Source organism: Pseudomonas sp. PDM19 (assembly GCF_014852215.1).
In the GTDB taxonomy this organism is placed as follows: domain Bacteria; phylum Pseudomonadota; class Gammaproteobacteria; order Pseudomonadales; family Pseudomonadaceae; genus Pseudomonas.
The window spans coordinates 17,505-40,159 of sequence record NZ_JACVBG010000006.1; the positions used below are offsets into that span (position 1 = coordinate 17,505).

The following is a 22,655-nucleotide window of genomic DNA, read 5'->3' on the forward strand; positions in this document are numbered from 1 at the left end:
TCCAAGACGAAAAAGGAAGGGCCCTAGCGGCACGCAAGAGGCTGGGCGACGTTGGTCACGACCAAATCGTCAGGCAGCTTGGCAAGGGTGCAGCGGCCGACCTCGCCCCAGCGGGCGACCAGTTCGGCACCGGCCTTGGCTCCGAGCAGGTAGGTCACGCCCTCCTCGCCCACGATGCCCACTTCCCTGTTGGTGTTCTTGTCCTGAACCGATGCGCCGAAGGGCACCGGTTTGCCATCAGCCTGGGTCAACGCGATGTAGACGTTCTGGCCTCGGCCGGCGGAGAAGCTGATATAGCCGATGGCGCCCTCGGTCAGCGCCAGGCGCTGCACCGGGTTGGCCACTTCGACGTCCAGGGGCAGCTTCTCCATGTTCACGCGCGCCTCGTAGGCCTGGAACGAAGGCAGCCCATCCATCACCGCGTAGCCGTCCTTGTTCGAGCGGGCCTGGCCGCTAAAGGCCACGTCCGCCACCCCATCGGTCGAGACAAGCAGCCTGGTATCACCGTTGGAGCCATTGCCATGGGCCGACACACCGTAACGAGTCGCCACCAGCGAGCTGTCGATCTCCCCGGTGACGGAGCGGTATGTGCTACCGTCGGTGGTGACCGAGGCATTGGCGCGATAGGACGATGCGCGCTTACCGACGTAGGCATTGACATAGCGGTTGTCGCCAACGCCGCCGTAGAGCTGGTAGTTCATGCCCTCGCCATCGTCGTGGCTGTAGCCGACTCCGGCAGACGGCGAACCGGAGCCCGAGCCCTGCACGTTGCTGGTGATAATCGAGTTGTTGCCCATAGGTACGCTCACGCCTAGGTAGATCTGAGTGTCGTCATTCACTGCGCTCTTCGTCTGGTAGGCGGACAGGTTGACGTTGATATTCTTGACCTTGCCCAGCGTGAAACTGCGCGCCAAGGACAGGCCGAAACGGTCCGTGGGGGATGCATCCCAGTAGGTCGAGTGGTCGTACGATAGGCTGGTCGACAGCCAGGAGAAGCGCCGGGCAAGCATCACCGAGTACCTTTGCTTGCCGGAGTTCTGCGAATAGGAGTCCGGGTCGCCGACGAACTGCGAGAAGTTGGTGAAGGTGCGCTCGGAGAAGCGATAGCCGAGGAAGCGCAAGTCGGTGCCGATGCTGTCGAAATGCTTGGAATAATTGATGCGGTAGGAGTTGCCCACCGCCGTGTCGCCGGTCCAGCGCAGTTTTGCCCGCGAGCTTGTGACGTCCGCCGATAGCGCGCCGAACGCGCCCAGATCCTTGCCGACACCGATTGCGTTGGAAAGGTAGCCCTCCGCCGCTAGCACGCCGCCGTAAAGGGTCACGTCCCACGGCAGCCCATAAGCAAGCTCCGAAGCCACGAAGGTCGGCTCGGTGCCGCCGCTGCCGGTCAGGCGCGGCTGGCCGGCGGAGACCTTGTAGCGCAACTCACCTTCGCGGGAGAGGAACGGAACGGCCGCCGTCGTCACGGTGAACTGTTGCTCGGTACCGTCCTCCTCGCGCACGGTCACGTCCAGCGTGCCCTGCACGCTGCTGCTCAGGTCCTGGATGCTGAAGGCGCCGGGCGTCACTGTCGTGGAATAGAGCACGCGGCCCTGCTGGGAAACCGTCACCGTCGCGTTGGTACGCGCCAGTCCAGAGATCAGCGGTGCGTAGCCACGCAGGCTAGGTGGCAGCATGCGGTCGTCACTGCTCAGCGCCACACCGCGCAGGGCAAAGGTGTCGAAGACATCAGAATTGAGATAGTCCTCGCCCACCGAGAGTCGGGAGCGGATGGAGGGCAGCGCACGATAGGCGTATAGACGGTTGAGTTGGAAATACTTGTTACTATCGGCGCTATTCAGTTCGCCGGAGCTATTCTGCGCTTGGTAATCAGCACGTAACCGCCAGGCGTCAATGTTCAGGCCTGCGGTACCGTAGCTTTGCAGCGCATTCGAATCGCCGCTGGAGCCGGAGCCGGTCGACTCGCGGTGATTGGCGATCACGCGGTAATCAAGCAGCGCACCGTTGATTCCGTCGCTCCAGGCGGCGGGTGGAATATAGTTGGGGTCGTCGTACTCCAGGGTGATCTGAGGCAAGCTGATCGCGAGCCGTCCCTTGTCCTGCTGGTACTTGACCGTCACGTTGTCGATGGCGCCCAGGTCGATGCACTCGCCACCCGCGAGGCGCGGCAGCCCCTTGAGCAAGCTGGGTTTGATGCCAAGCATCGAGACCAGGTCTGCCGGCAGGCAGGCATAAGTTTCCTGCGCATTCTCGCCACTCTTGAACTCGATGGAGCGGGTGCCAAAGTAACGCTGGTTGACTACGATATCCAGCAAGTAATTGCCAGGAGCGGTGTATTGCGCCTGAGCAAACTTATCGAGGCTGATACCGGTATTATTATCGATATTCAAGAACTCAGAATTGAATTCCACCGCAAGCGTTTCACGCGTGCAGGAAGCCAATATGCAAGACAGAATAAGTTTGCGACCAAACACCTGAAACCACCGTTACAGACAGGACGATGACAAACAAGAAAAAAGGGGCTTGCGCCCCTTTTCCTCACAACGACCGAGAAAGGCGGATCAGTTGTAAGCCACGGTGAAGTTGGCGATGGAGTCAGCCTCACCGGTGGTAACGGTGGCGGCGGTGGCTTCGTACATGGCGGCGAAGGTCACAGTGTTGTTACCGTCCTGCAGGACGACCGGAGCGACCTGTTCCTTACCGTTCTGCAGCATTTCGCCAGCGCTGGCCTGCAGACGGATACCTACGTTCTGAGCCAGACCGGTGGTTGCAAAGAGTGCGGGAATACGCGGGTCCTGCACGCCACTGAAGGTGAAGCGGGCGTTCTTTTGAGTGGAGGTATCGCACTCAGTCAGGACGATGTCGAACTTGACTGGCGAGGAGCGATCACCAATTGCTTTAAAGGTGTTGGCCGGAACTTGGCCCAGAGAAACGGTCTGGTCCAGGGAGTTGGCGTCGATACCACAAGCACCGGAAACAATTTCACCGATAAAACGTACAGTGCCAGGGTTACCAGTGGCCGGCGGTGCAGCATTAGCAAAAGTGGCCAGACCCATAATAACGGAAGCAGCGGTAACAGCGACAATCTTTTTCATTTAGACGAATCTCTTAAAATAATTATTTAATGCGCCAGCCAGCAGACACCCCTGATGTGTATTACCGAAAGTTGAATTGACAGAAGAAATCCCCATCTACAAACCCCTCAGCCAAATCACTACGTCAGAAAAGTCAAATTGACAGCGGGCTTTGACTTTCCCGAACAGCAACGGTACCTGTAGGCAACCCCCCCAAGGACGTCAGAACTGTCTGACACGGGATGAATTCTGCGTGCACGGGCGGAGGTGAAAATGTAGGACCTAGAGCAGAAGGTCGTAGGAAGTTTCCTATAACCAGATTTCCATGACAGAAGTACCATCTGACAATTTCCACCCACCAAAAAAGGCAGACACATAGCGCCTAGCTGTGTAAACCCAGTAGGTTGTTCAGTGGAATGCGGCTGATGGGTGGGCAGTAATCCAGACTGGAGTGAGGCCTGTGCCAGTTGTATTGGTGTAGCCAGAGGGCCAGATGCTGGGCGCGCTGCTCAGAGCTCTCGTAGCTACGGGCGTAGGCCCACTCCCGCAGGCTGGTTTGAATGAAGCGTTCAGCTTTGCCATTGGTACGTGAGGTGTAGGGTTTGGTGCGGATATGTCGTAAGCCCAGACGCCGGCATAGGCGGCGGAATAGACCTGATCGGTAGCAGGCGCCGTTGTCAGTCATGACCCGAGTAAATCGAATCTTCAGCGAGCGGTAGTAGCGCAAAGCCTGGAGCAGAGCGCGACAGGCACTTCCACCTCGTTCATCAGCATGCAGGCTGGAGAAGGCGATGCGCGAGGCATCGTCGATGGCGACATGGACAAACTCCCAGCCCGCTCCATCCGAGCCCATCAGCCGGGTTCCCGGAACTCGATGTCCTGGTCTCCAAAAGCGTGCGAGCTTCTTGATATCCAGATGCAGTAGATCACCTGGTTGAGCGTACTGATAACGCCTGATCGGCGGAGCGGGCTCCAACTCGGGGAGCCGATTGAGTCCGAGTCGTTTGAGGTGGCGAGCGATGGTACTGACTGCCAGCCCTAACTCGTTGGCTATTTGCCGATAGGTTTGACGGGCGCTGCGCCGCTCAATCAGCCTTTCGTGCCGGGACTCGGGTGTGGCATGGGGGCAGGCGTGAGGGCGCGAAGTGCGATCCATCATGCCGGCCTCTCCCTCTTCGCGGTAACGCCGAAGCCATTTGTAGGCCGTACGTACGCTGACACCGGCCGCCTGCGCTGCCTCTTCAGCACGTAATCCCTGAAGCATGCGCTGGACTAAAAGGGCTCGACCGCGCGGTGTAAGACGGGCATGTTTATGCAGGTTCATTCGGGGCTCCTGGAAGGATTGGTTGGTCGCACTTCCAGTTTTCCGGGTAAGCCCTGGATGAACAACCTACCGAGAGATCACACCTAGCAGCCGCGGAGCCATTTGAGCACGCTTTAACCAGTTCGAAAGCGATTAGCCTTAGGAAATCCAAGGTGAAGAAAATTGGTCCCTAGCCACCGGAAGGTCTAGCGATTTGATAAATTTCCGCATATCAGCCTCTGGCACGGGCCGAGAAAAAAAGTACCCTTGCGCAAGAGTGCCCCCCATCCTCCTGAGATCGTTTGCTTGCTCAAGCTTTTCGACCCCTTCCACCACAAGCGAAATATCCATTTCCTTGGCCAACGCAATAACGCTACGAATGATTGCGCGATTCTGCGGCCGATGCTCCAAATTTCGTATGAAGGTGTTATCCAACTTTATTTGGTTAAACGGAAGCTCACACAATCGCGCCAAGGAAGAATACCCTGCTCCAAAATCATCCATGGCAAGTCCGCACCCCATCATTCGAAGCCTAGCCAAATTTTCCAAACTATTTGTCGGAGCCTCAAGCATGCCAACCTCGGTTACTTCGAAAATCAAACCACTCGCCGAAACTTCGTAGCTATTTAGAAAATCACGCAAGATATCGGGCAACTGCTTGGAGTGCAATTGAGAAGCATCTAAATTAAAAGCCAGCTCAAGAGTATCCCCATCTAGATTCAGCTTTTTTTGAAAATTCAAACCTTGCTCGAACATATTCCAAAAAAGCCTATCTAGTAACTCAAAAGACTCTACCGCTGGCAAAAACTCTCCGGGAGACAGCAATCCTCGCTCAGGATGATTCCATCGAGCCAGCACCTCAGCGCCGGCAATTTTTTGAGTTCGCAGATCAATTTTTGGCTGGTAATAAGCGATAAATTCACCATTATCAAGTCCGCGCTGGACATCCTCAATTTGCGGAATGGTGTCCAAGTTACTCGGCGAGGATTTACTATTCCGTAAGCTCTCATACCGGTTGATCAACAGACGCAGCCTGTCCAAGTTAAATGGCTTGCCTAGGTCGCCTAAAAAAGTAAGCCCCAGACAATCAATCATGCTTATCACCCCTTGCCGCAAGGAGGCGTCAGCATCACTGCTGAGAATGACTGAGCCCACTAATCTGCCGTCAAAAGCCTCACGAAGAAAAGCGAGGCCATCCATCCCGGGCATACGTAAATCGCAAATAACAATGTCAGCGCAACCAAAAACCCTAAGCTTTCTAAGGGCTTCTTCTCCCTCGGAAGCCTCGATGACATTCGTCACACCCGCTTTGAGCAGGGCAATGACGGCGAGGGCCTTCTGAAACGGATGGTCTTCCAGAACCAGCACTCTGAGATCAGTCATGGTGTCCTCCGTAGAGTCTAGTTAAGAACAAAAGGCTACCGATCCACTTGAAGTCCTCCTACAGGAATGCTTCTCTATGTGGTGTAGGAAGCGTCTGATACGAAGAATTTTCCTACAGCAAATGCGCCGTCCCCCACAAAACGGAGTAAGATTCCGCGCTTGGGAGCCTGCCGCTAACGATCTGGCATGCACCTTTGAATTGGAGTATGCAATGAGTAGGGTCTTAATAGTTGACGACCACCCCGTCATCCGCCTAGCTGTCAAATTGCTCTTGAATCAACTTAGTCATGAGATAGTTGCTGAATCTGACAACGGCGTGGAAGCAGTGCAGGTCGCTAGGGACCTTCGGCCCGACCTCGTAATTCTGGACATCGACATTCCAAAACTCGATGGTTTGGAAGTAATCAAGCGACTAAAAGCTATAGATCTGTCGATGCGAATTTTAATTTTAACATCCCACTCTGCAAATCAATTCGCTATGCGCTGCTTAAGTGCAGGCGCATTAGGGTTTGTAACCAAGGGAGAAAAGCTCGACGAACTGGAGTATGCAATTAAAGCAGTATTGAATGGATATCAACACATTCCTCGAGAATTAACCATCTCCGTTCAAGCATACAAACCTGAGACAGAAGAAGATAAAATTGAGAAGCTTTCAAATCGCGAAATGGCGGTATTGCGCTTAATCGCGAAAGGAATGACCAACAAGGAAATCGGCGACGACTTAATGCTAAGCAACAAAACTATTAGCACCTACAAATCTCGTTTAATGGAAAAACTGGAAGCCGAGACAACATTAGATCTCGCCGAATTTGCGAAACGGAACAAACTAGACTGACAGCACCTCACATTTACTCATCCGCTATTGCCTTCCTATCCAAGTACTCGTTGATAGCAATCTCGAGATCATGGACAGCTCGCTCAAGATTTTTCGATTGAGCTATAATAGCTTGCTCGCTAGGAGAGGCAACATCGCAAATTGATTGCATAGCCTCGCATGCCTGTACTAATTTTTGTGCCTGGATCATCCGAGCCGCCCCCTTAATGCGATGCGCAAGATCTGACAAACCTTTATGATCCTTGGCAGAGGACGCTAGGTTCAGCAGCTTTTCCAAGTCACTTCGATTGGTACTTAACAACTCCGCTAGCAGCATATTTATTAATGCTGGATCGTGCCCTGTCAGCCGTTCCGGCTCTTCCAGATTGAACAGCGCCGACGGAGACTTATTTCCTTCACTATCCAAATCTACTAATGGATTAATTGGGCTTATTTGAGACAGCACAACACTTAGAGTCGCAAGACTAATAGGCTTGAACATGCAGTCATTCATACCCGCCTCTTTGCATCGATCAACGGCATCAGACTGAGCATTGGCAGTGAAACCAAGAACTGTACAGTTCAGCATATCGCGGGAAGATTCAACTTCTCGAATCTTGCGAGTGAGGTCGTAGCCACTCATTACGGGCATATTGCAGTCAGTGATGACTACGTCAAATGCCCCTTCTCTCCACACCTCAAAACCCTGTGCACCGTCAACTGCTTCTTTGATCTGATGCCCCAAATAGGCCAGTTGCCGGGTCATGAGTAAGCGGTTAGCAGGGTGGTCATCTACCACTAGAATTCGGAGCGGCTGGTTTGATACACCGTTTTGTAAAGGCAATTCCAGTTCTTCGTTCGGCAATGGGTAAAGAGTATTTAGAGTCAGTTCAACAATAACAGTAGTACCCTCACCAAGGGTACTTTCCAAACTCAACGTCCCCCCCATCATATTACAAAGCGACCGACAGATTACGAGACCGAGGCCAGTCCCCCCCCTGGAAATGTGCACGGGTTGTTCGGCCTGAGCAAATGGCTGAAATAGGCGCTGTTGATCGTCTTCAGAAATCCCAATCCCCGTATCCTTTACCTGCAAAATTACGTGTAAGAGATCATCCTCCAAGTACTCCCCTTGGATATTCAAATCAACCTGCCCCTGCTCAGTGAACTTTATGGCGTTACTGATGAGATTAGATAGAACCTGTTTAAATCTGACCGGATCAATCAGCACATCTGTATTTATATTTGAACTAACACTCATACACAGCGTCAGCGACTTTTGTCGCGCCAACCCATCAAATACACGAACAACTGAAGCAACAAGTTCCTGTAAATTAGCACGCTTAGGACTTACATTAAGATGACCAGACTCAATCCGCACAATATCCAAAATATCACCAATCAACTCAAGAAGCCCGCGAGCAGCGTCATAAGCGATCTCGATTGCGCCTTGATCAAACTTACCTTGATCCGCTTGCTTTAGCGACAGCTCCAACATACCTATCACTGCGTTCATTGGGGTCCGAATCTCGTGACTCATAGTCGCAAGAAAAGTAGTTTTGGCGCGGCTTGCGGAATCGGCCTCATCTTTTGCTGCTTGCAACTGCTCTACAAGATCATGTCGCTCACTGATATCAATCCACCCGCATATCACCCCCAAGATCTCGCCGGATAAATTTCGATATGGTTGAATCCAGTGGTAAATACTTAAGGTTTTGCCGGAAACTTCAATAGTGCAATCTTGCTCCAGTGGCTGTCCGTCACTCATCACCCTCATGTAGTCATCATGAAAACCCAAAGCCTCTGAAGCGTTACTAACAACCTCATCACGTCCAGATCTCCCGATTACCTGATCCCGTTTTAATCCAAATATCTGAAGATAACTATCATTGCAAGAAACCAGTTTACCTCCTCGGTCCCGCACATAGATTGGATGAGGAGTACCATTGATCAAGGCTTGTTTAAAACGCAACTGGTCATCAAGTTTGCTCTCAAACTTCTTGCGCAAAACTATCTGACGCTGAAGATATGAATTCCAGATTAGAGAAACCAGGATTAGCAAAATTATGACAGCACTAACCTGATAAATTAGCATCCGGTAATCCAGCCAAGTTTTATCCCGGCTAACTACATTTGCCCTCCATCGCGTGCCGATTACATTCATTTCATCAGGAGGAATACTTTCTAACACCTTATTCAGGATAGTTTGCAACTCGGTATTCCCCCGCGACATAGCGAAAGAATAATTGGATGTGCCCGGCCCAAGAACATTAATTATTCGAAGTTTTTTATCGAACATTCTTGTTGTGTAGTACTGAGCAACATTAAGACCTGCCGTCGTAAAATCAGCATCTCCGTGTGCCACAAGATCCATTGCCTCCAGCAACGACGGCGTTGTTGTCAGTGGATTTCCAGGATACATACTTTGCAACATCTTAATGAATAGCTGCCCTTGGGGTATCGCAGCATGTGCGCCATGCAGTGACTTTTCATCTATATGAACGTCGTCATTCTTGCGTGTGATTATTGCGATTGGGGCAGAGAGGAACGGATAGGAAAATCGCATGAGACCTTCCCTTTCTTCACTTGGAGTCAAAATAACAAGATCGGCACTGGCGAAGGCATCCGGCTTGCTGAGGTCGCTTAACTGATCAGTATAGCTGATATCAAACTGAACTCCGGTATGCATTGTCACCATCTTTATAAGATCCGCAACAACACCATTGAAATTTCCATTATCGTCTTCAAAAGCTATTGGGGCTTGATCGTTGCTAACCAAAATCCTCAGCCTTGGATGGTTGGAAATCCATTTCTTCTCCGCCGAAGTCCATTCAATATAAGAATTAACGGCGATCCCTGTCCCTCCTCCCCATCGTTTCATGATGCTATCTATTTGATTAGACTTGATCGCAGCAATAGCTTTATTGATAATTTCCAGAAGCCTAAGATTATCTGGACTTAACGCAAAGCTAACACCGCCAGAGTAAATATTTAGATCACGCTCAAGTTTCACGTAATTAAAATAACCCTGATTGATCAGCAAATTGCTCGACAACCAATCACCGAGATACAAGTCCACATGGCCGAACGCAAGTGCCGCGAGCGCTTGCTGCCGCGAATCGAAAAACTGAAAATTCGCACCAGGAAGAGCGCCACGTAAGACATCTACTGGTAAATAGTCGTTAGCTGTAGCGACCTTCAACCCAGAGAAAGAATTACCAAACTTTCTTCTCTCGTTTAGCCTACTGAACAGTGCCGAATCCTCGAGAACATACTCTGAAGATAGATTTAATGGACGAATGCTCGCATCGTAGTCATTAGCGGTTGCGAGCAAATCGATCTCATAGTTCCTCAGTGCACTCACAGCACTTACACGATCAGGGAATAATTTCACCTCGACCGGAATATTCAATAACTGGCCAACCATACCAATTACATCTGCAGTAATTCCTTCATACAGGCCATCTTTCACCGTCACATCGAATGGCACGTAGTCCCACTGGGTCACCCCAAGAACAAGTTTTTTCTTTTGTCGAAGCCAACGCCAATCCTCGTCACTAAGCGACAACTCTTGCTGCGAGATAACGGAATGACCAAGGAGTTGGATCGTCCTGGGTGCAGAATAACTATTGGCGGAGCAAACAGAGGAAACTAATAATGCGAAGAAAGAGAAGAGGACCTTGCAGCGCATAGAGCAGAGTCTCGCACATTGGTATTTAGAGCAATGTAAAGCCAGCCAGGACATAGCATCACTCATGTAGAGTTTATGTTAGGAGTCGACTGCAGAGCCTGTAGAAAGCGTAGGACATCTTCTGCCTTCATGCGGCTCATTTCATGACGCGAAGCTTATATTTTCCACTTCTGCCCCCTGCAAACCCAGAGACGCCGAAAAAGCAAGGATCTACGCCTAAGTCTCAGTAGCATCGATGGGTACCCACCATTTTCAGGTAGAGCTTTTGATCGCAATATGACTTTTTAGAATAAAAAATAACAATCCGTTCAAAACAAGTTATAGCCATTTCGCGCTGTAGTTGACCATCCAAAGCTTAGAGAGCCAGACCTACTTCCACTTCTATAGGCATCATTCGTAATTCAGCGTAAATGTCGCAGTGGCATTTGCAGGTCCAGCAGAGATTGTGTCGCCTGTCTGGACGTAGCGCGCTTTCAACGGAATCGTATAACTCGCACCTTCAACAGAGCTCGGCGTGATTCCACTTTCACGAAATGCTATGAGTGGCCAAGGCGTACCAGTCTGATCGGCGATTTGCACACCAACTCCGGTGGCTGCAGGGGGCATTCCAGCAGGAGATGGATCTAAGTCCAAAATACTAAGACCGGGATCCAGAGGCATAATAGTTGGCCAGATGCTAACTTGAATCACATTGTTTTTTCGTGAATTCAAGTTAGCAATTGTCCCATCACTGGACCATTTTGGGCCTGTCCCCTGATAATACCCGTTGAACGCAGGGCAATTATTCAGCGAGATTGAAAAATCCGTCCACGGCGTAGAACTATTCCTGCCAGAAAACTCATCGGTCTTATGGCTACCCATCTGCACCGTGACATCCGGAGTTTGGCACGTCCGCGAGACAATGTTGATACTTCCAGAAAAATTCACACGCTGATATTCCACTGTATTGGAACTAATCAAGCTACGTGCCATAGTTGGCAACTGAGATCCCTGTATCACCCCAGGCGAAACATCCCCAGTTTTTACGAAGGACAAATCAAACCCCATATGCCAACTATAGATATAATTACAAGCACCAGTTGCACTGCAGTTTGTCATCGGAGTGGAGGCGGGAAGTGGCTGGCCTAAGGTGAGTATGGCCACCCCAATACCTGGAACGCCAGTTTGATACACCTTATTACCATACAAACCGCCTGACCAACCGGAGTTCGGTAATGGTGTGATGGGCAGTGACGCATCTTGCTGAATAGTGTAAATGCCAGCGGAGCAATTCAGCATGATATTTCCGACAGGGTTGAAAGTTTGGCGATAGATTTCTGCCCCGACAGGGATGTCCCTTCCCACAGTCAAGCTTCCCCCCAGTAGTGGCTGGGTACGAACCATCGGACTGTAACCATCGACAATTTTGCAATCCGCCATTGCAGTACCAGCTAATATGGCCAGAAATGCAACGCATACGGTCGATACTTTCAACCCCATCTTATACATCACTTGTACTCCGGTGCGTTGTCAACAGAAGCAACGCGGTTATTTGAATTAGTCACTGAGCAGACCACGTCAACCTGGCGCAGTTGCTTACTTTCGCTCTTTCCAGGAGGCAACTGCAGATCACATTTCTCATCAGCTTGCCCTCCCCAACTAATCAACAACCGACGCGTATCTTCCTTCACTCTGGCGTACAACTGACCACCTTGCCCAACTATCCCTATCGAGACGCCACGCTCGTCGACTACTCCAGCCCCAAATGGTAGGGGACTGCCATCCGCCAGGCTGACGTTGAGCAGTAATGCCTGCCCATTGTTGGTCCCGTACTTTAGGGCGACCACAGCACCAGCACGCGGAGCGACCTGTTGGCTGGTTTCACTCAGCTCTACGTCCATGGAGGTCCCCTGCGGATCAATCGCCACTTCGTTCAATTCATAGGGCCTCAGATACGGCACAACCGCATTGCCATGCTTATCAAGTTTAAGGCCTGGGAAGCCGACGACTTTCGCACCTTCGGCACCTTTTGCAGTAATGACGGCCATGGTCTCTCCACGGTAGGGAGTGAAGGTCACGCCATTGGAATGTGCAACGACACTGCCACTGGCATTGAGCGACAGACTGTCGTAGCCCTCCCCGGTGCTCGCAGTAGCACCGAACATGGCTTTAGGCCCGGTGTACTGGCCGTTCACCGAGGCGCTGTTGGTACCGCCCGCACCATCGTGCCCCGCTGTTACACCGTAGTTGTACTGGCGATCAGCTCCAGCTGTTCCGCTGAGCGTTGCCTGCTCGCTGTACTTGCCGTTGGTGTCACGAATGGCTTGTGCGGCCAATTGGGGGCGGTTCACCGATGAACCGAACCCAAGAGGCATGCTGACGTTGAACAGCAGGCTACTATCCATTTTTCCCGAGCCAACCCGACTACGGTTGGTACTAATGCCATAACTTACCGAACCAACTTGCTTGTTATAGCTGAACTGGTACTGCACATCGCTGCCAGGCAAGTTCCAGTAGTTCTGAGTAAAGCCGCTGAATGCTATTTGCCCCCAATCGCCCAAGCTCTGGTTAGCGGTAAGCGACAAGCGGCTACGCGCACGAGCAAACGTACTGGTGTCCAAGCCATTTCGTTCTGCATCGCGAAGCTGCAGAGCGGTGGTAAAATCGAGGTAGTCCTCAGTGGAAAACCGCGTCGCAGCTACCGCGAAGTTGCTTCCAGTACTAAGAATATTTTTGCTGTAGCTGATGCGAGCACTCTGGCCGCTTGCGGTGCCGCTTTTCAGGTCAGTCTGCGCCTGAGTAATGTCCACTGCCACGGATCCGATAGGTGTACTAAACGCCAAGCCACCAAGTACTGATTTGTAACCATCGCTCAACTGCGAACCTGTATAGCCGGTGAAAATATTACTCAGCCCTCGCTGATAGGTTCCCTGAATTAGTTTGGACTGACTTTCAACGTAGTTATTACGCGTTTGACCAACGGTCACATTGAATCGCGAAGTACCAGGGCGTAACAGTTGAGCTGTTGAAGCATAAGGCACGACAAACGACTGTTCGCTGCCATCTGCTTCATACACAGTTACGTCCAGATCGCCACCATAACCTGTAGAATACAGGTCATCGATGACAAACGCACCAGGCGCAACCGTTGTTTCGTAAAGTAGGTTACCGGCTTGCCGAACCGACACTCGCGCGTTGGTTCGAGCAATTCCTCGAATAACCGGAGCATAGCCACGCTGAGATTCTGGCAGCATGCGATCATCAGAGCCTAGTTGTACTCCGCGATAAGCCAAAGTGTCGAAGATCTCGCCACTAGTGTTCGCTTCACCTACTAATAATTGGCTTTTAAGCATCGTGATATCACGCTGCGCGTAAGTATTTAGAGTCTGATAATCGTTTCCACTTTCTTTATCCCAACTGAGAGAGCCGTTGTGACGTAAGCGCCAATCACCTAAATTCAAGCCAGCATTCAGTCCCATATATGCAGAGTCATAGGTGCTGTAGCTTGTCTTATTGTGATTTGCGTTAAAGCTATAACTCAAGGTACCGGCGTTAACTCCGCGATCCCAGAGTTCCGGGCTTACGTAACCACGAGCCTCTCTTTTAAGAGAAGCTTGTGGAATACTAATATCCAGTTGTTGAGTAGAAGGAGAAAATACAGCGCTTGCGCCTTCAATCAACTTCGAGATGTCCAGGCAGCTCGCACCGCTTTCAAGACTCCCCATCGCTGGGACAGAAAGTTTCCGCATATCAACACCGATCATTTCCAACATCGCGCTGTTGAAGCAAACCGTCGGATTGCTGCCATCCGCCTCTGCGTTAATGCGAATGTCCTGGCGAGTAATCAATTTCCCATTGACCGCTACGTCAGCGCGGTACTCACCTGGCAGCACAGGGTTACCTTGTTGATAGGCACCGAGATCAAGGCTGCGTGAGTCTTCTGGCAAGAATGAGTCGTTGAATTGAACCTCTTCGGCCTGGGCGGACCGGAGCGCAACGCCACCCACGACACTAACCATCATGATCAGCGCAGCCAGGGGATTTAGGGCAAAGCAAGGACGAGCCTGTGCAGAGACCGCCAGGCGGGAGTTAGCGTTCATAAGTTACTCGGACACCGAAATGTTGATACAGAGGCTTAGGAGGAGAAGCAGTTGTCTATCAAGCACCCCCTCCAAACCGTGTAAGAACTTTCTCATCCTTGGGAAGCGGCTTATGCAGTCCACGCCCTACTCCTCTGTAGGACGCGTCCTATAGGGCGGTGGCGCCCACGACTTGACGCTCTGGCGCGCGCTAGCTTCGCAATGCGCTTGGCATCATTGCCGGAGGAATTAAGGGGGCGAGTAAATGGACCAGGAAGAGGCTAGGCGCCGGGAGGAGTGTCGCGACTTGACCTAGAGGGAATCCACACATTCATCGCTTAGAATGTGTGGCGGTAGCGGTACCTGCTTCTTACCGCTCCAGCCGTACTAAGCAGGTTTAGTATTCATTCGTGCACACCACCTCAATGCAGCGAGACCAATTTGGTCAGGGCGTCAGTGGCTGCCTAGTTGGCACCAACGCGCCATAGTCGTTTATGGCGTTGTATTGCACCTCTCCACCACCACTCAACGGCGCTTTCAGCGTCGGCAATGCAAAGGTCTTAGTCTGACCAGGACCTACCATTCCGTTTTCGCTTTCGTAGCTCTGACTGCCGATCATCAATGCGAGATCGACCTCCGAGACATGAAATGCAGTTGGATTAAACACCTGCAGCGCGTAGCCCTTATCAATAGCAACCACTTTCCACTGCAACTGCTTTGGCGCATCGCTTGCAGTGCCTGGTAGCCCGTCTGGACGATAGAAAATTTTAATCCGAGAGCGGAATGCCATCTGCAGCGCGTTCAGGTCAACAGGTCCCGTAGCTTTGGGCGGAATCTCTAACACGTTGAGCCAAAATACCGACTCTTTGTCAGCAGGTAGCTTAGCGCCGGTGAACATCAAACGAAGGCTCTGGCCCTTACCCGGATCAATACGCGATACCGGTGGAGACAACACAAAGGGAGCGGTTGATTTAGTTGGACTGGTATTCACATCACCGCTGTCAATCCAAGACTGGACAAGAGCGGGACGTGTCCCGTTGTTGTTCAGCTTGACAGTGATTTCTTTCTGGCTCGCGGGGTAGATGAGACGGGTACCAGTGATCACCACGCCAGCTTGCGCTTGTGAGTGGACCAGAAGGGCACAAAACAACAAAGCTGAAAGGCGCAGAACGGATGCTATACGCATGACACACCTCGATAGCTGAGGGCCGGCGCTCCGGATCCTTTCGGGTCTGGTAGCGCCAGCGCGCCAGGGCTTACTGGTAGTCGATGTTGTACGTTACAGAGCTTACCACGGTACCCGGAGTGGTGGTGCCGGTGGCGAAGTACTGAATAGCGTAGGGCATATTAGCTGCGCCGCTAGCATCGATGGTGTTACGAGTGGTATTGGTCTTTTGATTGACGTTGCCTGCCTGGATTACCGCACCGCCCTGACCGTCCACCAGCTGAAGCTGGACGTTGGATGCGCTGCCGGTCATGTTCTTCAGGTTGCCGCTCACCGGATCAACGGTCGAGCCGGAGTTGAAGAATGCAGCCGCAGTGGTGGCGGTGCCAACACAGTTGGTCAGTTGGATGTTGAAGCCAGTCTTGCCTTGCACCTGACCAGCCGCAGTGAGCAGTGCAGTGGAAATGGTCGGAAGAGTCACGGTAGCGACAGTCGGAGTTACGACACCATCAACAGCGATGGTGCAAGTTTGGCTAGTCAGTTCGCCGTTGAAGTTAATGGTACCGTCATCCGCGTTGGCGAATTGAATACCAGCAACAGAGGCCAGAAGGGTAATAGCGAGGGCATTGCGTTTCATTTAACAACTCCAAATTTAAGTAGCGAAATTGCCTTGAAAGTCTGGATGTCTGAAGCTGTTGTGCTTTGCATTACAAGCCATCTTTCTGGGCGACGAGAGAATTATCCTACGTAGCCAACACATGATTCTGTAGTCTGCGTCCTACACTCATGTAGGCTTCCTCCGTACATCGCCGAACCACTTCTGTTAATGGCCCGGCGCCCCGCAGCGCTTGCTCCAACCTGTAGCCTCCACTCAGCCTGTTTGCCGACTAGGAACGTGAAGCAAAACTCGATAGCCTGGGCGATCCGCTGGCCGTGCTGGGCAAGCATCTAGATTTCGCTACCATGGCCGTCGAGATTGACTGCTGGGTTCCGCACCCGAGCCGTGTCGAAGGTGGCAGGCTGCCGTATCCCACAGAGTTGATCACGCGTTTGCTGGCGCTCCAGCAACTATTCAACCTGTCCGGCGAGCAGATGGAGTTTCAACTGCTCGACCGCGTGAGCTTCCAGCGTTTTATCGGCCCGAAGAACACGGCTCGTGTGCCTCGCAACACGATCTGGGACTTCCGTAAGCGCTTGGTGTAAGCCAAGTTGGAGCAACTGATTTTCGACGAAGTCCAACGTCAGCTTCAGTTACGCGGTTTCGCGCTTGCAAAGGCCAGATCATCGACGCCGTCATCGTGGGCACCGAATGAGCACAACAGCGCCGGGAGGCAAGCACAAGTCAAGGCCGGCACGGTGCCAGGCGAATGGTCGCCGTCCAAGCGGCCGCAAGAGAATGTCCAGATATACTTGCCGAAAAAGCACGGCAATTCGTACTTCGGCTACAAGCTGTCGGTCAGTGTGGATCGGCGGCATAAGCTGATCCGCTAGTTCAAGATGAGTGACGCCAGCGTGGCTGTCACTCGTTACCTGGTGGGGGCTGGATCAACATAACTGCAGCCGCGATTTCTGGGCCGATCGGGACTATCATGGTGCTGGCTCAAGCAGATCGGCTAACGACCCAGCATCTAGCGAAAAGGTCAGACAGGGGGGGCGATTGGCGAGCGCGACAAGGCGTGTAATCGACGCATTGCCAGCCCGGGAACGCGGGTCGAGCACATCTTCGCCAGCATGAGGCAGATAGCGTGGAAAAATGATCAGGTGGTCTGGCACGGACAGTGTTTGCTCTTACGATCAAATCTGCGGTGTACAACCTGAAGCGGATGCCGAGCCTGCAGGAAATGGCATGAAACAGACCATTGGCCGGTGCATGCGGTTAGCTTTACCGAGTTGGCAAAAACTGCTCCGCGCATCGGACCGGACACAAAAACTCATTTATGCTCCGATGCAACCTGAAGGTTGGTTTTCAGATGCCCCATATGGGCCATCTTTAACTTTAGCCCAAGGCCCCACCCGCTCACCCATCAACTAGACTTCTCAACCTCAAAGCGGCGAGCACCAAAAAAGCGACTATTCCAGTAATTATTATTCAATGAGTCTATACGAATAGACTCTCCCGTCCGCGGGGCATGAATAAATCTATTTTCCCCGATATAGATACCTACATGGTTAGCACGGTTGCTGCCGTTTTGCGTAAAAAAGACGGCATCGCCGGGCTGCAGCTTGTCGCGCGACACACGCTGATAATTTTCCCGGATCATAGAAGAAGTCGTTCGTGGAAGCTCAACCCCTACTTCGCTTCTAAATAGATAAACGAGAAAGCCGCTACAATCAAACCCACCAACCTCTGACACCCCACCCCACTTATATGCTGTACCAATCAACTCTTTTGCCCGGCGAATTATCCGATGACGGGACTCGGAAGCCGACTCGCTTTTTGGCAAAGACTTTACGTTAACAAATGACTGACGGCTGATCTGCAGCTTACTCGAATCCCCGGCAGACACTTGGTGCAACGATTTGAAAGGAAAGCCCAAAGAGCCACGCACGAGAGTAAGACCGTGCGTACTATCAAGAATACCCTTATCATCACTAAGCCAGTTGGGCGGATCAAGCTCATCGGCATAGGAGTTTATTGCAACGGAGGTTAGCAAAGTCGCTCGGATCAAGAATTTAAGGATGCGCACCTTCTTACCACTCAGGGAAATATACGAGGAGTGGTAGGTTAAAGATCGTGCTGGGGTCGTTTTATCAGCTGGGGACTACTTAGCTGTAGGAACCATCCTCTCCCTTCGATGGCACGCGGCTGAAGCCATGCAGTGAGCAACGCGGACTAGATTGCCTGAGCCATGAACTAACGGAGAGCAGCGATTCCCCTCTAAATTCGAGGCCAGGTTAATACCGAATTTGTAGGATGCGTCCTACACCGATAACGGAAAGAGCCGAAATACCTCCTGTGCGTTCTACAGCAAAATCTGACCTTCTTCCTTGCTCTAGGAGTTGGCTAATGCGACCGTTTTCCGCGCTGATACTACAAGCCCCATGTCTTCATCGCACGATAGCTGTCGCCGCCCTGCAACACCTCGGTTACAACTACGTAACTGAAATGTCGTTTGGCGAGCCTGCTTTGCGCCAGTTACGCGAACTAGATGGAGTTCGACTCCTGCTGTGTGACTTACGCAATGAACCAGCGGCTCGGCTGGAACTTCTACAAGTAGTCGCTCGCGAGCGCCTGGCTCAGGGGGTTGCCATCATCGGCGACTTAGCATCCGGCACTTGGCCTGCACTTTCGCGCTTGTTGCGACTGCAAGGGTTGCAGGTGCTGCGCCTGAACGGTGGACCGGCAACTCAGGAGCAGATGGTAGCCCTTCTCGGAACGTTCGAGCCAAGCCGCGCAGATGTACCCGCTCTGCCGTCGCTGCGCGAAATTCCTTCTGACCACGATGTCATTGTAGCCCTGAGCCGTGGAGAAATTCACGCTGCGTTACAACCTAAGGTTTCAATAAAGACTGGCCGCATTATCGGATTCGAGGTTCTGGCTCGATGGCAGCGTGCAGACAACGAAATAATCCTTCCGGACCAATTCTTACCAGTATTACGTCGGAAGGGCCTGCTCGATGCACTGCTCTTCACATTGATCGATCAATCAGTCTGCACTCTGCAGGCTTACAGTGAGCATCATTTCAATCTCGCTTTTAATCTGGAGCCATCACAGCTTGCCCAACCTGGGTTTGCCGCTCAGATATCTCACCTCCTGGCGCGCTTAGGTATCGATCCAAGGCAAATCACCTTCGAACTGACCGAAACGGAAGCATTACCGACACCTGCAGTAAGCCTTGAAAATCTGCTGCAGTTGCGTGTGCTCGGATGCGGGTTAGCCATTGATGATTTTGGCCGAGGCCAGTCGACACTGGAACGCCTGATCGAGTTGCCGTTTACAGAAATGAAATTGAAGGCACGCTTTCTCATGGACTTGGACGAGGACCCGCGCCGCAGTGCGGTTCTCGCCAGTGCTGTCTTACTCAGCCGCGCCTTGGGGTTATCCGTGTTGGCCGAAGGCGTCGAGAGCGAGAGCCAAGTGCAGCACCTGCAGAGATTAGGATGTGAGGTGGCCCAAGGGCATTACTTCTACAAACCAGTCATGGGAAATGCACTGACTCGTTTGCTTCTCAGTGAAGGGCTGAGCGGCACCAGCAAAATAGAAGCAGATCTTACCTCTCAAGCATTCGCAGACGAGAACTGCCGCTGGCGGGTAGTTATGTCTGAAGCTCGCCTTTGCAGTCTCTGAGATTCCCCATATGACCAATAAAAAATTGCGCATCCTTATCGCCGAAAGCCAAAATTCGGAGTCATTGATGGTGGAGCGCCTGCTTAATAGGCTGGGCTACCATAGGATCGCCACCGCCTCAACTCTGGACGAGGCACGCCTTCTGGGACGATGCACCGAATACCCTTTCGATGTATTGATCATTAGCGGGCTGCTCATCGTCAGCGAGCAGTTCGATGATTCCTCGCTCGCGGGTATTAGCCTTAACGGCCTCATTTACCAAAGTCTGTATCTGCCGCAGCCACTCGTTCCTTTTGCGGCAGAAGGCGTCGCCATGCGGCTACCTGGTCATCTGGATCTTGCTGAACTGGACGCCTTCATGGCGCTGGTCGATCCAATGTCAGTTCATCACCAGCAGCGGCAAGTGGCAATACAACTCTAAAGGCCTGCCCCAAATCGACGTAGCGAACATCCAGCTCTCCGTCAAGGCTGCTGCAGATGCGCAACCCGCCGTCCGCAGTCCCAGTGTCACCTGCATCGATGGTGGTCGCCGCGACCGATGAACCGGAGACGGAAGTGATCGCCAGGGCAGAACCGCACGCACCGGCAACGTCGGCACCAGTCGAGGCGACAACAGCCTTGGGCAAGCAACACTAGATGAATCCACAGTCGGAAGGTGCCCGTCGTCAATGGCAGCACCTGGCTAAAAGGGAATATTGCAACTAGGTGCATTCAATTCAGATTTTGGGGGTTCATGGTGAATGGTAGGCACATCATTGGTCTTGCATGGATGCTTCTGGCCCTTGCTACCTCTTCAGAAGCATCATCCATGCGATGTGGAACCTCCATCGTTGCGGAAGGTGACACTATGGAGCAAGTGCTGGAAAAGTGCGGCCCACCAACCTCAAAGGAGGTCTGGCAGCCCAAGCTGAGGGTGAATGGCGTTCCTGAAAAGGGGGCAGCGAAGCTAGAGTTCTGGACATATGGCCCTTCTGGGGGCGTTTACCGGAAGCTGCGTTTCATTGATGACCGTTTGGTTTAAGTCGAGATGGAGCGCAAATAGCTCCTCTACAAGCACTTAGAGTTAGAGGCAGTGCTGGCGTCTGAGTTCTACGTGTAGATCAAAGCTCTTAATGTGAACGCGCGTCGGGGCATCCTGATTTGCGCGTGAGACGTCCGCTATGGGTCCAGGCTGTGTGAAAACGTCGAAGTGCGTACACCAGAGCCGCAGATGGGATTTGGACCCGAAGATGTAGCACCGATATCGTCCACAGGCTGTTAGCCACTGCCAGAGTCTCTGCGGCGATCTACGGCAGTTTGTGGTGTAGAGACGTAGGGAAATGGCAGACCTCAGGCCCGCAGTACCTCCATCGCACCGGTGACGCCAAAGTTGCTCATCAGCCGCTTGAGGTTGTAGGCCAGCACAGCACATGCAGGCTCATTTCCGTGCTGACTCGGGGCTGTGTTCGGGTCAGGAAGTGCGTCGCGCCCATCCAATATTTGAGCGTGCCAAACGGGTGCTCCACGGTCTGGCGGCGCACGCTCATCATCTCTGGTTCGCGATCCAGCCGCTGCTGCATGGCCTCCAGTACCGCCTCGTGCCGCCAGCGTTTGAGTCGGCGATAACTGCTCGTGGTGCAGCTGCTGCGTATCGGGCAGCTCGGGCAGGCAGAACTCCAGTAAGCATCCAGCTCGAGGCCATCTTCCACCGTCGAGAAGCGCTTGATTGCACGCTGCCCAGCAGGACATTGGTACTCATCATCAGCGGCTATGTAGACGAAGTCCTGTTTACCAAAACGCCCTTCAGCCTTGCTGCTGGAGGTCATCGGCTTGGGCACGAAGGGAGTAATGCCCGCCTGCTCGCATGCGAGGATTTCCACCCCGCTGAAGTAGCCTCGGTCGGCAACGACGTTAAGGTGTTCAGACCCGGTGGCTTCACGAGCCTGCTCGGCCATCGTGGCGAGCGCTGCACGGTCATGGCCGACGTTGGTGACTTCGTGCGCAACGATCAGGTGGTGCCGGGTATCGACCGCCGTCTGCACGTTGTAGCCGACTACGCCGGTGCCTTTACCGCTGGTGGCCATGGAGCGTGCATCCGGATCGGTCAGCGAGACTTGCCCATCCGGTGCTTCACATAGCTGCTGCTCCATCTCCTTGAGCGACTGCATCTGCTGGCGGAGTTTCTCGATTTTGTCCTGGAGGCGGCTAGCTTTGGCTTCGGCGATATCGGATTGAGTTCGGTCGGCAGTGTCCATCGCCGCCAGATAACGGTCGATGCTTTTTTCAATCTGCTCCATCCGAGCGCGCAACTTGCCATGGGTGAAGTTGCGACCACGGTTGTTGACCGCTTTGAACTTGCTGCCGTCGATGGCCACGAGCGACTGGGAGAACAAATCGAGTTGGCGAAACAGCACGACGAACTGCCGGCAGACATTGCGAATGGCTTTGCCGTTGTCACGCCGGAAGTCGGCAATGGTTTTGAAGTCCGGAGCCAGTCGCCCGGTCAGCCACATCAACTCGAGGTTGCGCTGGCATTCGCGCTCCAGGCGACGGCTGGACTGAATGCGGTTGAGGTAGCCGTAGATGTAGACCTTCAACATCACAGCGGGGTGATAAGACGGCCGCCCAGTTACGGCAGGAGTGACCCCATCGAACTCCAGGGCCACCAGATCGAGTTGCTTGACGAAGGCTTCGACCACGCGAATCGGGTTGTCTTCGGCGACGAGGTCATCCAGGCATTCGGGAAGCAAGCTGACTTGTGCCCGGCTCGCCTCTTCGATGAATCGCTTCATACGCCTCCCCCGCTGAGGTTGCTCCAGCAACTCTAGGCGAGGACGACGTTTTCACACAGCCTGGGTCGATTGCAGACTCTCCGCATGTGGTCGATTGTCGACGGGCGG

16 protein-coding genes and 1 pseudogene are annotated in these 22,655 nt (G+C 52.7%); 6 read left to right on the plus strand and 11 right to left on the minus strand.

Annotated features, from left to right (window positions below; translation table 11 throughout):
- Window positions 1-23 precede the first annotated feature (23 nt).
- From IB273_RS30555 to IB273_RS30570, 4 genes are all read right to left on the minus strand, one after another.
- Complete coding sequence (locus tag IB273_RS30555; RefSeq protein WP_318652517.1) at window positions 24-2,411, minus strand: fimbria/pilus outer membrane usher protein; 2,388 nt, start codon at window positions 2,409-2,411, stop codon at window positions 24-26.
- Between the two features lie 150 nt (window positions 2,412-2,561).
- Window positions 2,562-3,095: a fimbrial protein gene (locus IB273_RS30560; protein WP_192225756.1), complete on the minus strand. Its 534-nt coding sequence runs from the start codon at window positions 3,093-3,095 to the stop codon at window positions 2,562-2,564.
- Between the two features lie 361 nt (window positions 3,096-3,456).
- Window positions 3,457-4,398 carry an IS481 family transposase gene (locus tag IB273_RS30565; protein WP_192225757.1) on the minus strand — a complete coding sequence of 314 codons (942 nt, stop codon included), beginning with the start codon at window positions 4,396-4,398 and terminating at the stop codon, window positions 3,457-3,459.
- 138 nt (window positions 4,399-4,536) lie between these two features.
- A complete protein-coding gene (locus IB273_RS30570) occupies window positions 4,537-5,760 on the minus strand; it encodes an EAL domain-containing protein (RefSeq protein ID WP_192225758.1) in 1,224 nt (407 codons plus the stop codon).
- A 211-nt stretch (window positions 5,761-5,971) separates the two neighbouring features.
- Between IB273_RS30570 and IB273_RS30575 the strand changes: the two genes are divergently transcribed.
- Window positions 5,972-6,595, plus strand: a complete 624-nt coding sequence (locus IB273_RS30575; RefSeq protein WP_192225861.1) for a response regulator transcription factor — start codon at window positions 5,972-5,974, stop codon at window positions 6,593-6,595.
- Between the two features lie 13 nt (window positions 6,596-6,608).
- Here IB273_RS30575 and IB273_RS30580 read toward each other — a convergent pair whose 3' ends face one another.
- The 5 genes from IB273_RS30580 to IB273_RS30600 all read right to left on the minus strand — a co-directional run bounded on the left by IB273_RS30580 (window position 6,609) and on the right by IB273_RS30600 (window position 16,125).
- Entirely contained in the window at window positions 6,609-10,319 is a 3,711-nt protein-coding gene (locus tag IB273_RS30580; RefSeq protein WP_192225759.1) for an ATP-binding protein, read from the minus strand.
- A gap of 336 nt (window positions 10,320-10,655) precedes the next feature.
- The gene (locus IB273_RS30585) at window positions 10,656-11,753 is read right to left on the minus strand and encodes a fimbrial protein (RefSeq protein ID WP_225610355.1); all 1,098 of its coding nucleotides are present in this window, start codon (window positions 11,751-11,753) and stop codon (window positions 10,656-10,658) included.
- The gene (locus IB273_RS30590; RefSeq protein WP_225610345.1) at window positions 11,753-14,344 is read right to left on the minus strand and encodes a fimbria/pilus outer membrane usher protein; all 2,592 of its coding nucleotides are present in this window, start codon (window positions 14,342-14,344) and stop codon (window positions 11,753-11,755) included. Before IB273_RS30590 ends, IB273_RS30585 begins: the two co-directional genes overlap by 1 nt.
- Window positions 14,345-14,768: 424 nt before the next feature.
- Window positions 14,769-15,509, minus strand: a complete 741-nt coding sequence (locus IB273_RS30595; protein ID WP_192225761.1) for a molecular chaperone — start codon at window positions 15,507-15,509, stop codon at window positions 14,769-14,771.
- A 70-nt stretch (window positions 15,510-15,579) separates the two neighbouring features.
- Entirely contained in the window at window positions 15,580-16,125 is a 546-nt protein-coding gene (locus IB273_RS30600; RefSeq protein WP_192225762.1) for a fimbrial protein, read from the minus strand.
- A 326-nt stretch (window positions 16,126-16,451) separates the two neighbouring features.
- Between IB273_RS30600 and IB273_RS31545 the strand changes: the two genes are divergently transcribed.
- On the plus strand, window positions 16,452-16,691 hold the full coding sequence (locus IB273_RS31545; protein ID WP_225610346.1) for a transposase: 240 nt from the start codon (window positions 16,452-16,454) through the stop codon (window positions 16,689-16,691).
- Window positions 16,692-16,697: 6 nt separating this feature from the next.
- Window positions 16,698-16,979, plus strand: coding sequence for a hypothetical protein (locus IB273_RS31550; protein ID WP_225610347.1), 282 nt, complete (start codon window positions 16,698-16,700; stop codon window positions 16,977-16,979).
- Between the two features lie 533 nt (window positions 16,980-17,512).
- Here the strand turns inward: IB273_RS31550 and IB273_RS30610 are convergent.
- Window positions 17,513-18,175 carry a C40 family peptidase gene (locus IB273_RS30610; RefSeq protein ID WP_318652518.1) on the minus strand — a complete coding sequence of 221 codons (663 nt, stop codon included), beginning with the start codon at window positions 18,173-18,175 and terminating at the stop codon, window positions 17,513-17,515.
- Window positions 18,176-18,495: 320 nt separating this feature from the next.
- On the opposite strand from IB273_RS30610, the gene IB273_RS30615 reads away from it, so the two are divergent.
- The 3 genes from IB273_RS30615 (at window position 18,496) to IB273_RS30625 (ending at window position 20,797) form a co-directional block, all read left to right on the plus strand.
- Window positions 18,496-19,776, plus strand: a complete 1,281-nt coding sequence (locus tag IB273_RS30615; protein WP_192225763.1) for an EAL domain-containing protein — start codon at window positions 18,496-18,498, stop codon at window positions 19,774-19,776.
- 10 nt (window positions 19,777-19,786) lie between these two features.
- A complete protein-coding gene (locus IB273_RS30620; RefSeq protein ID WP_192225764.1) occupies window positions 19,787-20,197 on the plus strand; it encodes a chemotaxis protein CheY in 411 nt (136 codons plus the stop codon).
- A 387-nt stretch (window positions 20,198-20,584) separates the two neighbouring features.
- A complete protein-coding gene (locus IB273_RS30625; RefSeq protein WP_225610357.1) occupies window positions 20,585-20,797 on the plus strand; it encodes a DUF2845 domain-containing protein in 213 nt (70 codons plus the stop codon).
- Between the two features lie 308 nt (window positions 20,798-21,105).
- Here the strand turns inward: IB273_RS30625 and IB273_RS30630 are convergent.
- Window positions 21,106-22,547: pseudogene (locus IB273_RS30630) on the minus strand (IS1182 family transposase).
- Window positions 22,548-22,655 lie beyond the last annotated feature (108 nt).

Excerpts from the sequence above, each read along its gene's own strand:
- IB273_RS30600 (WP_192225762.1), bottom strand. The coding sequence starts at position 16,125 with ATGAAACGCAATGCCCTCGCTATTACCCTTCTGGCCTCTGTTGCTGGT.
- IB273_RS30620 (WP_192225764.1), top strand. The coding sequence starts at position 19,787 with ATGACCAATAAAAAATTGCGCATCCTTATCGCCGAAAGCCAAAATTCG.
- IB273_RS30565 (WP_192225757.1), bottom strand. The coding sequence starts at position 4,398 with ATGAACCTGCATAAACATGCCCGTCTTACACCGCGCGGTCGAGCCCTT.
- IB273_RS30570 (WP_192225758.1), bottom strand. The coding sequence starts at position 5,760 with ATGACTGATCTCAGAGTGCTGGTTCTGGAAGACCATCCGTTTCAGAAG.
- IB273_RS30595 (WP_192225761.1), bottom strand. The coding sequence starts at position 15,509 with ATGCGTATAGCATCCGTTCTGCGCCTTTCAGCTTTGTTGTTTTGTGCC.
- IB273_RS30575 (WP_192225861.1), top strand. The coding sequence starts at position 5,972 with ATGAGTAGGGTCTTAATAGTTGACGACCACCCCGTCATCCGCCTAGCT.
- IB273_RS30625 (WP_225610357.1), top strand. The coding sequence starts at position 20,585 with ATGCGATGTGGAACCTCCATCGTTGCGGAAGGTGACACTATGGAGCAA.
- IB273_RS30580 (WP_192225759.1), bottom strand. The coding sequence starts at position 10,319 with ATGTCCTGGCTGGCTTTACATTGCTCTAAATACCAATGTGCGAGACTC.
- IB273_RS30615 (WP_192225763.1), top strand. The coding sequence starts at position 18,496 with ATGCGACCGTTTTCCGCGCTGATACTACAAGCCCCATGTCTTCATCGC.
- IB273_RS30560 (WP_192225756.1), bottom strand. The coding sequence starts at position 3,095 with ATGAAAAAGATTGTCGCTGTTACCGCTGCTTCCGTTATTATGGGTCTG.
- IB273_RS30590 (WP_225610345.1), bottom strand. The coding sequence starts at position 14,344 with ATGAACGCTAACTCCCGCCTGGCGGTCTCTGCACAGGCTCGTCCTTGC.
- IB273_RS31545 (WP_225610346.1), top strand. The coding sequence starts at position 16,452 with ATGGCCGTCGAGATTGACTGCTGGGTTCCGCACCCGAGCCGTGTCGAA.
- IB273_RS30585 (WP_225610355.1), bottom strand. The coding sequence starts at position 11,753 with ATGTATAAGATGGGGTTGAAAGTATCGACCGTATGCGTTGCATTTCTG.